The following is a 13,083-nucleotide window of genomic DNA, read 5'->3' as shown; positions in this document are numbered from 1 at the left end:
ACTATTATTATTCACATTAACATGAAAAAACAAACTATGTAAGGGTTCTGAGGCTAGAAAAACATAACTTTTACATAAAAAATAAAAAGAATGCGCTTTCACACACTCTTTCTAGTCAAAAACATCCTAAATTTAACATTTATTCCTTATTTCTCGTGCTATTCACTCTATTTTTTTTTATTAATACGAATCACAATTTTTAACTATTTTCGAGCAAATTTACATATCCAAAAACCTAAAACTGTAATTTAAGCTTCTGTATATTGTCCAATCTTTCTGAATTTCTCATAACGGTCCTCAATTAATTGTTCGCCATTTAAAGAGCTCAATACTTTTAGTGTGTCACTTATACATTCTTTTATATAAAGTGCTTGCTTCGCTACATTGCGATGAGCTCCACCTGTTATCTCAGGGATAATTCCATCGATAACGCCAAGCTCTTTTAAGTCAGGTGCTGTTATACGCATTGCTTCTGCTGCTTGCTTTCCTAGGCTACCATCACGCCATAAAATCGATGCAGCCCCTTCCGGCGAGATAACCGAATACGTTGAGTTTTCTAACATAAAGACACGATTCGCTACACCTAATGCAATCGCACCTCCACTACCGCCTTCTCCAATAACAATACTAATAACTGGCACTGTTAAGCCCGCCATTTCAACTAGATTTCTGGCAATCGCTTCACTTTGACCTCGTTCCTCAGCAGCCTTACCGGGATAAGCACCTTTCGTATCAATAAAACAAATAATTGGGCGCTTAAATTTTTCGGCCTGTTTCATTAAACGTAATGCCTTACGATATCCTTCTGGATGTGGCATACCAAAATTCCGACGAATGTTTTCTTTCGTTGATTTTCCGCGTTGATGTCCAACAATTGTTACTGGCTGACCTTCAAAAAGAGCAATTCCTCCAAGAATAGCCGCATCATCACCAAACGTACGATCACCATGTAACTCAATAAAGTTTTCACACATAGCCTCTATATATTGTAATGTCGTTGGTCGTTCTGGATGTCTAGCAACCTGTACACGATCCCACGGCTTCATATTGGCATAAATGGATTGTTCTAACTGTGTTAGACGTGTTTCTAAAGTTTCGATTTCGCCTGTCATATCTACATCTGCATCGGCAGCAATCGTTTTTAACTCATCAATTTTTTCACGTAATTGTACTACTGGTTCTTCAAAAGCTAAATTTTTAGACATGTTGCACGCCGCCTTTCGTATGCATTTTCACAAGCACTGCTACTTGGTTTCGTAAATCTTTTCGATGGAAGATGGCATCAAGCTGACCATGAGCTAATAAAAATTCTGCCGTTTGAAAATCACTTGGCAGTTTTTCTCTTACTGTTTCTTCAATGACACGGCGACCAGCAAAGCCAATCAATGCTTGTGGTTCAGCAATATTAATATCTCCAACAGAGGCAAAGCTTGCAGAAACGCCACCTGTTGTAGGATGCGTTAAGATAGAAATAAACAATAGCCCTTCATCGCTATGGCGTTTTAATGCCACACTCGTTTTTGCCATTTGCATTAATGATAGAATACCTTCTTGCATGCGCGCTCCACCACTAGCAGTAAAGATAATAAATGGTAGACGTAATTCAGTAGCTTTTTCAACTGCGAGTGTGATTTTTTCTCCGACAACTGAGCCCATTGAGCCCATACGGAAATGAGAATCCATAATTGCTACAACAATTTCTTCTCCGTCCAGGGTACCTAAACCAGTTATCACAGCTTCGCTTAATCCCGTTTTTTGTTGATCCGCTGAAATTTTTTCTACATAAGCAGGGAAATTAAGAGGGTTACTTGTTTGTAAATGATCGTCCATTGAAACAAATGAACCTTCATCTAAAAAATCCGCTACGCGCTCCTGCGCTGTCATTTTGAAGTGATGGTCACATTTTGAACATACTTTATGATTTTTTTCTAATTCCTTCGTTAATTGAATATGACGGCATTCTGGACATTTTGTCATAAGTCCTTCTGGAAATCCCTTTTCTTGTCCATCCTCTTTCTTTTTAGTAAATAGGCTGCGAATTGCCATGTTTGACTCCCCCTTTGTTGTCTAATTACTTCGTACAGTCTTCATCCACTGCTCGTAAGCTTGTAATGCTTCTTTTTCATAGCCGAGCTGCATCGATTTCAACATAGTTTGAATGATTAATTTTTCTTCTTCTGTTGAGTTTCGATTTAAACGGTCACCGTCATAAACTGCTAACTGAAACCATACTTTTAGTGAAAGACGATTTCCTGACGTGATTATTATTTCCCGTAAAACGTCTCGACAATTAATCGCGCTTTCTATCTCAAGCTTTACAAAAAAACTTTCCCACACAGGCAGTGTTCTCAGAGTCTCTGTACAACTTATTACGCGAATGGCTTCCTTTTCATGAATTTCTCGCGTTAATTCGACATCCTTTTTTGATTTTTCATCTTCTAATATAAACATCGACAATATTTCTACGAGCTGATGCTTTTGTGTGGAAGCTAGGAAGGTACCTCCCCCATGTCTCGTTTCAATAAGACCTAACAACTCTAAGCTTCGCAATGCCTCTCTCACGGAGGATCGCCCGACACCTAGACGTTCTGAAAGGACTCGTTCGGAAGGTAGCTTTTCACCAGCCTGTATTTTTTCCATTTTAATAAGTTGTCGTAATTGTTGGACGATATCTAAAAAAACTTTCTTTTGTTCGGTTTTTTTATCCATACGATCAACTCCTCGTTCTATCAATTTCGCCTTGGCCTAATTGTTGCTGCCGCTTCGCTTTCGCACAGAAAACATTTTGTTGCTGTCGCTTCGCTTTCGCACAGAAAACATTTGTTGCTGTCGCTTCGCTTTCGCACAGAAAACATTTGTTGCTGTCGCTTATCCTTCGCTCAGATAATCAATGCGTCCAAAGGCTTGGGCCAACATGATGTTGGTCACTCAGTCGTTGCCACAGGACGTGGCGTTCTTAGACTAAGTTCCTCTATTTCAGTAAGTGTTTGGATACCTAACTAAATCCACCACCTTCAGAAGATGGCATCTCCTACCGAATGAAGGCAAAAGTGGTCTGACCACTTTTTAACATTGACTCTAGCTTACAAAATAATTATTAAAAAGTAAAGAAAAAACTGCATAAAAATTTATGCAGTTTCTATAATTTTCTTCAATTTCATATTCTTTTCGTCGTCTGTGCATGTTTTACTTTCACTTGAGGTTTACCAAAGCGTCTTTCAAGCGTTCCTTCAATGTAAAGCAATTCATCTTCGAGTAACAGCTCTTGAACAAGATGAAAGACTTGCGGGAATAAGGTTACAGATACCGTTCCAAACTCATCCTGAAGCTGAACAAAAGCCATTTGCTCACCTTTTTTTGTGCGTATTTTTTTTATTTCTTCTATTATGCCAATCATTTTTACATACGTTCCCTCACGAGCATGCTTCAACTCTCGGCATGTACTATTTACTTCATTCCAAAAAGCTCTTTCCTCTGAGACCGGATGTGCAGAAATATAAAAACCAAGACTTTCCTTTTCATGAAGTAATTTTTCCTTTTGTGGCATCGCTTCCGCTTCCATATACTTCGGCTTACCAAAGCTAAAGGCAGTAGCCGATTCTATATCAATATCCTCAGTTGGTCTTAGCAGCTCAGCTTGCTTTAAGGCTGCCTCCAATGTTGCTATTAGTACAGCACGATCTTTCCCTATATAATCGAGAGCTCCGGCGAAAATTAAAGCTTCCATTACTTTTGGTTTAAATTGCTGTGCACTTAAGGCAACTGCCATGTCAAATAAATTATCAAATGCTTCTACATTCGTTTGGCGTAAGGCATTCACTGTCTCTATAAATGTATGAGGTACACCCTTTATTCCGGATAAACTATAGCGAATTCCATCCTTTTCAACAGTAAAAAATTTTGTACTCTGTTTCAATGACGGTGGATAAAATGGAATCCCCTTCTCTTTCGCCTCACTCACAACCTGTAGGATTTTCTCCACATTCCCTGTAGCATTTGATAAAAGTGCTGTATAAAAGCTTTGTGGGAAATGTACTTTTAAATAAGCCATTTGGTAGGAAATAACGCTGTATGCGACAGCATGGCTTTTAGGGAAACCATAGTCTGCAAAGCGCACAATTAATGCATACACTTCTTCTGCCACATGAACGTCAAAGCCTTGCTTCATTGCCCCCTTTACAAATGCGGCACGTTGCTCCTCTAATACTTGACGATTTTTCTTACTTACCGCCCGACGCAGTAAGTCCGCTTGTCCCATCGTAAAACCAGCCATCACCGAAGCAATTTGCATGATCTGTTCTTGATAAACTATGACACCAAACGTCTCTCGTAAAATGGGTTCTAAAGCTGGATGTGGCATAGTAACCGATTCCCTTCCTGCTTTTCGTCTTGCATATACAGGAATAAAATCCATCGGACCAGGGCGATATAACGCGTTGACTGCCACTATATCTAAAAAATGATTTGGATGAATATCACGTAAAGCTTGCTTCATACCTTCCGATTCTAATTGAAAAATCCCTAGTGTATCTCCCTTTTGAAGAAGTTCAAATGTCTTTTCATCTTGCATTGGAATAAGCTCAAACTCTATCCAAGGACCACCAGCTTTATAAATCGACCAACGTATCTGCTCTAAAATTGTCAGGTTGCGCAATCCTAGAAAATCCATTTTGACAAGTCCACTAGCTTCTACATCTCCCATCGGCCATTGCGTACAATATATTCCATCATGTCCTTCTTCAATCGGTATCGTATTGACTAATGGTGCAGGTGACAGCACAATCCCAGCCGCATGAGTAGAAGAATTTCTTGGCAACCCTTCTAGTTTTAACGCCACTTCAAACCAGCGACGATGTTTTTCATCCTCGGCTAGCCAGCCTTGTAAACTTTGTGATTCAGCCAGTGCTTTTTGCAATGTTATCCCAGGTTTATTCGGAATCATTTTTGAGATTTTCTCCAATGTTTCAGCGTCAAAACCAAAAACACGGGCAACATCTCTAGCAACCGCCTTAGCAGATAAAGTGCCAAACGTAATAATTTGCGCTACATTTGCCTTCCCATATTTTTGAGTGACATAATGGATAACTTTTTGTCTTTTACTGTCGACAAAATCGATATCTATATCTGGCAGTGTAACACGTTCAGGGTTTAAAAACCGTTCAAATAATAAGCCGTAAACTAATGGATCTACTTGCGTAATAGATAAGCTATAAGCAACAAGAGAACTTGCCGATGAACCACGACCAGGACCTGTTAAAATACGATTTTCTTTAGCAAAACGCATGAAATCTGCAACAATTAAAAAATAATCTGCAAAGCCCATTGAACAAATAATTTCAAGCTCATATTGAAGTCGCTCCCGATAAACTTGAGGAATTTCAGTTTGCTTTAAACGTTCTGCCAATCCTGCAAAAACCTCTTTGACAAGCAAGCTTTCAGCCGTTTCCCCTGTTGGCACAGGAAATTTAGGCATTTGAACGTGCATTTCAGGAATTTCCGCCGTACAGCTAGCAAGCATCATTGCACTAGACTCAAGCCATTCTGGATGATCAGCAAACCAACTTCGCCATTCCTCTTTCGTTGGAGCGAAATAACCTTGTAAATGAGCTGATAACATTGTATCGGTAATCTTGTCACCTGAATCTATCGCTCTTGCAACCTCAAAGGCAAAATGATCTTCTGGGCGTAAAAAATAGCAGCTCTGAGAGGCAACCAGTGTTATGTTCATAGTTTCACACCATGCTACATACGTTTCCTCTTTTTCAGTTATCATCCCTGCAGGTCTTGCTATCCCCATAAACAAACGCTTACCAAACACCTTGTTTAGAGCACTTGCTACTTCTGTCCAATCCTCAATTTCTATTAAGTCATCCGAAGAAAGTAATGCCACACAGCCCGCTGCATATCCTTCAAGCCATTTCCAAGGAAGTGCATCGTCCTCTCGAATTGAAACTGCGCTACTAATCTTTAAAAGATGCCGGTAGCCTTCTTGGGTCTGAGCATAGAGCACAAGTGGAACCTTTCTTGCTTGCCACTGTACATTTATCGTGAGCCCTAATACAGCATGAATGTTCGCTTGCTGCAATGCTTTACAAAAAGGCAAAAGCCCGTACAATTTTGAATTGACGATTGCACAGGCCTGAGTATTTTGCTCTTGTAAAAAAGGGATCAATTGTTCAAGCCGAATCGTACTTTTCAATAAATCCGCACTCGTATGCATTTTCGTGTATACATGTGTCAAATGAATCCCTTCCTTTCTAGGTATTAAAAAATGTTAATTTCAAAGCTTTATTATTATGGTAGAAGCACGTTCTTATTCTATTGAGTTTACAAATCATCGCCAAATATTGGATAATCACCATAATGAGAGGTTGATTTCCGTTCCGGCTGGGCGCTTTGTAGCTGACGCTTCGCTTTCGCACAGAGCAGAGCTTTCCTGGGGGCGTCCGATGAGCCGCTTCGCTTCGCTGCAGGGTCTCATCTGTGACGCTAATCCCCAAGGAGTCGCCCAGCCTCCACTCCAATCAACTTATATATGGCATACGTTTAACAAATGTCATCCATAAATTTTAGTGATGAGCCCAAATAATCATGTTTATTGATATGCCTTACAAATTTCCTGTAATCTCGTTATAACATGCTCTGCTTCTTCCCATGTGTAAGCTGTAGCCCCAGATGCAAGCGGATGTCCTCCACCGTTAAATTCCTTCGCCAAAGTGTTAATGATAGGACCTTTTGAACGTAAACGCACACGAATTTGATCGGCCTCTTCAATGAAGACCACCCATGCACAAATACCTTTCACACTTCCAAGACAGCCAACTAACAGTGACGCCTCTGACGGTACAACATTGAATTCTGCCAGCAATTCCTTTGTCAGCTTGATATGTGCTGCTCCATACTCATCCATTTTGAAATTTTGATAAATATAGCCCTGTAAATTTAATAGCTTTTGCTCCATTTCATACATTCCATCGAAAATTTGATTTCGATCAAAATTATATGTAATAAGCTCTCCTGCAATTTTAAACGTTTTTACGGTCGTGCTAGGGAATTGGAAACGTCCTGTATCCCCTACAATACCGGCAAATAATAATCTAGCGGAGGCATCAGGTAGAATCCAGTTTGCTACTTGTTTTCCTTCCTCAAAAAGCTCATAAATCATTTCGCTACATGAGCTCGCATTCGTATCCACCCAAAGTAAATCGCCATACGGATCATCATTTGGATGGTGATCTATTTTAATGATCATTTTACCTTTTGTATAGCGTTGATCGTCTACACGTTCAGTATTAGCCGTATCTGTCACAATAACTAAAGCATCGTCGTATTTATCATCCGTAATATGATCTGGATTTGCTAAAAATGATAAAGATTCATCATGCTCACCTACAGCAAAAACCTTCTTTTCTGGATAATTTGCTAAAATAAGCTCTTTTAACCCTTGCTGAGATCCATATGCGTCTGGATCTGGACGCACATGGCGATGAATAATGATTGTTTCATATGAAGCAATTGTGTCGATGATTTGTCTTTTCAAATTAATTTCCCCCAAAATGATAGTAATAACCGTTAGCATTTTTCTTTAATTATCGTTACAATAATGACTAGTTATGCTAGGAGGTTTACTATGCTCAATTTAATATTTGTGTTTACAATAATCATATCATTTGTTTTTTATTTTTATTTTAAAACAAAACAGTTTCGTTCTTCACTACCAATCGCTAAAAATTGGTACAAAAGTAAAGCTAATGTAAGTTTCGGTGCATTTATTCTTTTATTTGGTTTAAACCAAGCCTATTTATTCCCTGGGTTATATACATTTATTATTGTAGCAATTCTTGTCGTTTTAGGCATCTTTGTTGTTATGGAAAATATTAAAAGGGTTCGTCACTACGGTCAATTTGTTGACGAAGAGTACCGAATTAACCAATAAATAATCAAATATGCCTCCGACGGGTGTTTGGACACCCGCTGAAAGAAGTGAAAGGGATGGTCTAGCATTTACCCTAGACCATCCCTTTTTGTGTTTTCTTAACGTTCCAGTAGTTGGAACATCATCATAGCCTTCCCAACAAGCATTTGTTGATTAAACACTTCGAAGTCCATTTTCACAAACTTACGACTCATGTCTAATATTCGAGGCTTTACAGTAAGTGTACTTTCCATTTGCACAGGCTTGATGAAATAAATCGTCATGTTTTCGGCAACTGCATCCCCACGTTTACGGCGTTTTAATGCGAATGAGCCAACTTCCGCTAACAAAGTTGTAAATGCTCCATAAGAAATTGCCCCATATTGATTTGTCATTTGTGGTGTTACTTTAAATTCTACGATTAATTCTTCATCGCCAAGTACCTTCATCTCGTTTTTCACTAAATCATCAATCGTTTCACCATGCTGCGGTTGTCTTTGAGCAAGCTGAAGCGCTTTTAGTACATCTTGTCGACTAATCACACCTTGCAAAACATTGTCATCATCAACAATTGGTAATAGGTCAATCCCTTCCCAAATCATACGATGTCCTGCAGAGGCAACGCTCATTTTCATCGATCCAGCAATCGGATTTTTAGTCATAACCTTATCAATAAGCTCGTTTTCTTCTCGACCAATAACGTCTTTTACGGTAATCATCCCAACAAGCTTATTGTTTGCTGTCACAACAGGAAATGCACCATGAGTTGTTCGTTCATTTAACTTATGGAAATGTTGAATTGTTTCATCATTTCGAAGAACAGAAGTATCCGTCATTGGCACAAAAATATCTTCAATAAATAAAATATCTTTTTTGATTAATTGGTCATAAATTGCACGGTTAATCATTGTTGCCACAGTAAAGGTATCATAGCTTGTTGAAATGATCGGTAAGTCCAAAGAATCTGCGAGTAACTTGTTTTCCTCGGTTGTATCAAAGCCCCCTGTAATTAAAACAGCTGCACCAGCTCGCAGTGCATTTTCATGTGCTTTAATACGGTTACCAACGATGAGCAAGCTTCCTGCATCTGTATAACGCATCATATCTTCTAATTGCATGGCACCAATAACAAATTTCGTTAACGTTTTATGTAGACCTGTTTTTCCACCTAAAACTTGGCCGTCTATAATGTTAACTATTTCAGCGAAGGTTAATCGCTCAATATTTTCTTTCTTTTTCTTCTCAATACGAATTGTTCCAACACGTTCAATAGAGCTTACTAAACGGCGATTTTCCGCTTCTTTAATGGCACGGTATGCCGTTCCTTCACTCACTTGCATTTCCTTTGCAATTTGACGTACTGAAATTTTATCACCCACGGGTAATGATTCGATGTATTGCAAAATTCTCTCATGTTTTGTAGACAAAATATCACCTATTTCTCAAGCATCAAATTCTGCTCTTAGTGTACCATATTTTTTATAAAAATATTTAATATAAAGTGATGAATTTGTTTTACTTTTCCCATCGTTTCAACTACGCACGTGGTGCCAACTCATATAGTACAGCAGTGTCACTAATTAGGAACAGTTTACTTTTTCACCCGCTTTTAATATTTGAACCTCTGCATTTTGCACTAAATCCGCAAAAATTTGTGGATCCTGCTCGATTGGAGGAAATGTATTGTAATGAACTGGTACGACAATTTTCGGCTTCAAAAATGAAACTGCACAAGCTGCATCTTCTGGTCCCATCGTGAAATTGTCACCAATTGGTAAAAACGCAATATCAATAGGATGGCGTTCTCCAATTAATTTCATATCACTAAACAAAGCTGTATCCCCTGCATGATAAATTGTTAATCCTTCGATAAATAATAAAATTCCAGCAGGCATTCCCATATAAATAATTTCATTATTTTCTGTTACATATGACGAACCGTGGAACGCTTGAGTAAACTTCACTTTACCAAAATCAAATTCCTTAGCTCCCCCTATATGCATTGGATGCGCTTTCACTCCTTGCCAAGAAATCCAATTGGCTAGCTCATTTGGTGCAATGACCAGCGCATCTTTTTTCTTCGCAAGCTCCACTGTATCACCGACATGATCATTATGGCCGTGTGTCAGTAAAATGATATCTGGTGCTTCATCAGCTACCTTTAAATCTGTTAGCCCATTCCCATTAATGAATGGATCTATTAATATTGTTTTCCCATTTGATTGAATTTTAACAACTGAATGTCCATGATAACTAATTTCCATCTAAATTTCCTCCTAGCAGTACATATTGTGCTACATCATTTTTATTCGCTATCCATGCGATTTTTCCCTTTTTTTGATATGCTAGTACAGAGAATAATAGATTCTTTCCCAACAGAGGTATACCTTGTAGGAAACAATTATTCATTCCGTTGAAGCCCCATACCGGGGAGGCTATAAATTTAGCCAAGCACTTGAAATTTTTTTCAATGCAAAAAGAGGAGGAACTGTGTATGTCAAAGGTTGAAGAAATTCAAAACTATTTACAACAAAACCAAATTGATGCCGCTTTCGTAACGACACCTGACAATGTTTTTTACGTTTCAGGCTTTAAAAGTAATCCGCATGAGAGATTACTTGGCGTGATGATTTTTAAAGAGGCAGAACCTTTTTTAATTTGCCCCAAAATGGAAATCCCAGATGCGAAGGATGCAGGTTGGCCTTATGAGGTCATCGGTCACCAAGATACTGAAAATTCAATGGAAGTTCTTGCCCAAGCTATTAAAGCTCGTAATGTTAACCCACAAACGTTTGCTATTGAAAAAGCTCAGCTCATCGTAGAGCGTTTAGAAGCCCTACAACAATCATTCCCACAGGCAAGTTTTGTTCGTCTCGACGAAAAAATCAATGCTATGCGAGTAATTAAAGATGAAACTGAATTAGAAAAATTACGTAAAGCTGCAGAACTAGCTGACTATGCTATTGAAATCGGTTGTAAAGAAATCGCTGAAGGCAAAACAGAAATGGAAATCTTAACTGCGATCGAAAACGCTATTCAGGATAAAGGCTGCAAGATGTCCTTTGAAACAATGGTATTGAGCGGTCCCAAAACAGCTTCTCCACACGGTAAACCAGGTGCTCGAAAAATAGAAAAAGGCGATATGATATTATTCGACCTTGGCGTAATTTACGACGGTTATTGTTCTGACATTACACGTACGGTTGCCTTTGGTGAACCTAGTGAGGCACAAAAGGAAATCTACAACACAGTACTATCAGCTAACACAAATGCAATTGCAGCTGTAAAACCAGGTGTTCGCGCAATGGATTTAGATAAAATCGCTCGTGATACTATCGCAGACGCAGGCTATGGCGAATATTTCACACACCGACTTGGTCATGGACTCGGCATTTCTGTACATGAATTCCCTTCTGTTACAGGCGCAAACGAAATGACTATGGAAGAAGGCATGGTCTTCACAATTGAACCAGGTGTCTATAAATCCGATGTGACAGGTGTCCGTATTGAAGATGATGTAGTCGTAACAAAAGACGGAGTAGAAGTACTAACAAAATTCCCTAAAGATTTGATTGTACTGTAATTGAAAATATTTACTCAGGTAAAATGAAACTTTAATCAGTGGGGATTTTCTTCATCCTCACTGATTATTAGTCTTCACCAATCGGGCTTTTACGGGCAGTTAATCTCCACCTTACTTTACATACATAAAACATTTGTAGCTGACGCTTCGCTTTCGCTACATAAAATATTTGCTGAAAGAAGTTAAATTAATGCTCCTTAATGCGAAATAAAAAGGAAGCAACCATTATAGCAGTGGTGCTTCCTTTCGTTATGTTCATTTATTATTTTTCCAAATAATCAAGAGTTGCCTGTCCTAAAACATTTGCTGCAATGCGGAGCGAGCGTTCATCAATATCAAATTTAGGATGGTGATGAGGATATACCTCCGTCCAAGAAGGGTTTTGTGCACCTACAAAGAAGAATGCACCTGGTTTTTCTTCTAAATAGTAAGCAAAATCTTCTCCCCCCATCGTAGGATCGACAATTTCAACAGCTTCGACAATAGATATCTTTTCGGCTGCCTTGATAACATGCTCAGTTTCTGCTAGATGATTCACAACAGGTGGATAGCCTCTACGGTATTCATATTCATACTCAGCCTTTGTTAAATAGCAAGTAGCTATTAGTACTTCTTCAATTTCTTGTTCAAGGAGATCACGCTCTTCGTTATGAAATGTACGGACCGTTCCTTTCATATACACTTTATCTGCTATAACGTTAAATGGGTTGAGTGCCTCAATATGTCCAATTGACACTACAGCTGGGCGCAGCGGATTTACTCGGCGTGCTACAAGCTGTTGTAAATTCGTAATAAATTGTGCAGCTAGTACAATCGAATCTTTCGTTTCATTTGGAGTAGAGCCATGCCCACCCTTCCCTTTGATTGTTATATCAATAGAATCTGCCGCAGCCATAAATGGTCCAGATGCAATTTGCACTTTACCAAGTTCTGCAGGAGCCCATAAATGCGTCCCGAAAATAACATCAACACCTTCTAGACAGCCATCCTCAATCATAGACTTTGCTCCACCCGGCGCTAATTCTTCTGCGTGTTGATGGATGAAAACAATCGTTCCTGCTAAATCTGCTTGCATTTTGTTTAATGCCTTCGCTAATACAAGTAGTGTTGCTGTATGACCATCATGCCCACAAGCGTGCATTCGACCCTTGATTTTAGATTGGAATGGTAGCCCTGTCTCTTCCGTAATTGCTAATGCATCGAAATCTGCCCGAAGTGCCACTGTTTTACCTGGTTTGTCCCCAACAAGCTTTGCGACAACGCCATTACCCCCTACGCCTTCTCGCACCTCATGTCCTAATGCACGATGAAATGCGGCAATTGTTTTAGGGGTTTCTACCTCTTCAAAAGAAAGCTCTGGATTTTCATGAAAATGACGACGCAGTGTAATCATTTCCTCCTCAAATTGTTCAAGTAATGTTGAAAGCTGTACGTGTTGTGCAATCATTCAAACCCCTCCTATTATTATCAATTATGCCTTGTCCTAATTGCATCACTCAGTCGTTCCCACAGGACGTGGCGTTCTTAGAGTGAGTTCCTCTATTTCAGCAAATGTCTTTTGTACCGAAAGCGTAGCGACAGGTAC

At 39.1% G+C, this 13,083-nt stretch carries 11 protein-coding genes; 2 read left to right on the top strand and 9 right to left on the bottom strand.

Features of this window, described 5'->3' with window-relative positions:
* Nucleotides 1-248: 248 nt before the first annotated feature.
* The 5 genes from ACQKOG_RS11790 to ACQKOG_RS11770 all read right to left on the bottom strand — a co-directional run bounded on the left by ACQKOG_RS11790 (nt 249) and on the right by ACQKOG_RS11770 (nt 7,540).
* On the bottom strand, nt 249-1,205 hold the full coding sequence (locus tag ACQKOG_RS11790; protein WP_370075687.1) for an acetyl-CoA carboxylase carboxyltransferase subunit alpha: 957 nt from the start codon (nt 1,203-1,205) through the stop codon (nt 249-251).
* Nucleotides 1,198-2,046 (bottom strand): acetyl-CoA carboxylase, carboxyltransferase subunit beta, encoded by an 849-nt coding sequence (gene accD, locus ACQKOG_RS11785; RefSeq protein WP_427446591.1) that lies wholly within the window; start codon nt 2,044-2,046, stop codon nt 1,198-1,200. Before accD ends, ACQKOG_RS11790 begins: the two co-directional genes overlap by 8 nt.
* Nucleotides 2,047-2,067: 21 nt before the next feature.
* Nucleotides 2,068-2,709: a FadR/GntR family transcriptional regulator gene (locus tag ACQKOG_RS11780; RefSeq protein ID WP_370075691.1), complete on the bottom strand. Its 642-nt coding sequence runs from the start codon at nt 2,707-2,709 to the stop codon at nt 2,068-2,070.
* A 448-nt stretch (nt 2,710-3,157) separates the two neighbouring features.
* A complete protein-coding gene (dnaE, locus tag ACQKOG_RS11775; RefSeq protein WP_427446588.1) occupies nt 3,158-6,241 on the bottom strand; it encodes a DNA polymerase III subunit alpha in 3,084 nt (1,027 codons plus the stop codon).
* A gap of 354 nt (nt 6,242-6,595) precedes the next feature.
* Entirely contained in the window at nt 6,596-7,540 is a 945-nt protein-coding gene (locus ACQKOG_RS11770; protein ID WP_370075695.1) for a DHH family phosphoesterase, read from the bottom strand.
* A 90-nt stretch (nt 7,541-7,630) separates the two neighbouring features.
* Between ACQKOG_RS11770 and ACQKOG_RS11765 the strand changes: the two genes are divergently transcribed.
* On the top strand, nt 7,631-7,936 hold the full coding sequence (locus ACQKOG_RS11765) for a YtpI family protein (protein ID WP_370075697.1): 306 nt from the start codon (nt 7,631-7,633) through the stop codon (nt 7,934-7,936).
* Between the two features lie 98 nt (nt 7,937-8,034).
* Here ACQKOG_RS11765 and ACQKOG_RS11760 read toward each other — a convergent pair whose 3' ends face one another.
* The 3 genes from ACQKOG_RS11760 to ACQKOG_RS11750 form a co-directional block, all read right to left on the bottom strand.
* Nucleotides 8,035-9,342 (bottom strand): DRTGG domain-containing protein, encoded by a 1,308-nt coding sequence (locus ACQKOG_RS11760; RefSeq protein ID WP_370075699.1) that lies wholly within the window; start codon nt 9,340-9,342, stop codon nt 8,035-8,037.
* A 153-nt stretch (nt 9,343-9,495) separates the two neighbouring features.
* Nucleotides 9,496-10,179: a metal-dependent hydrolase gene (locus tag ACQKOG_RS11755; RefSeq protein WP_370075701.1), complete on the bottom strand. Its 684-nt coding sequence runs from the start codon at nt 10,177-10,179 to the stop codon at nt 9,496-9,498.
* On the bottom strand, nt 10,169-10,324 hold the full coding sequence (locus ACQKOG_RS11750; protein ID WP_402868371.1) for a hypothetical protein: 156 nt from the start codon (nt 10,322-10,324) through the stop codon (nt 10,169-10,171). The genes ACQKOG_RS11755 and ACQKOG_RS11750 overlap by 11 nt, the downstream gene beginning before the upstream one ends.
* 85 nt (nt 10,325-10,409) lie before the next feature.
* Between ACQKOG_RS11750 and ACQKOG_RS11745 the strand changes: the two genes are divergently transcribed.
* Nucleotides 10,410-11,498: a M24 family metallopeptidase gene (locus tag ACQKOG_RS11745; protein WP_370075703.1), complete on the top strand. Its 1,089-nt coding sequence runs from the start codon at nt 10,410-10,412 to the stop codon at nt 11,496-11,498.
* A 262-nt stretch (nt 11,499-11,760) separates the two neighbouring features.
* Here the strand turns inward: ACQKOG_RS11745 and ACQKOG_RS11740 are convergent, their stop codons facing one another.
* Nucleotides 11,761-12,945 (bottom strand): amidohydrolase, encoded by a 1,185-nt coding sequence (locus ACQKOG_RS11740; protein ID WP_402868369.1) that lies wholly within the window; start codon nt 12,943-12,945, stop codon nt 11,761-11,763.
* Nucleotides 12,946-13,083: the final 138 nt, after the last annotated feature.

The sequence above is a fragment of the Lysinibacillus sp. NPDC093216 genome (assembly GCF_050280325.1).
Classification (GTDB): Bacteria; Bacillota; Bacilli; order Bacillales_A; family Planococcaceae; genus Lysinibacillus.
Note: the sequence above shows the minus strand (reverse complement) of the source record. Positions and strands in the feature narration are given on the sequence as shown.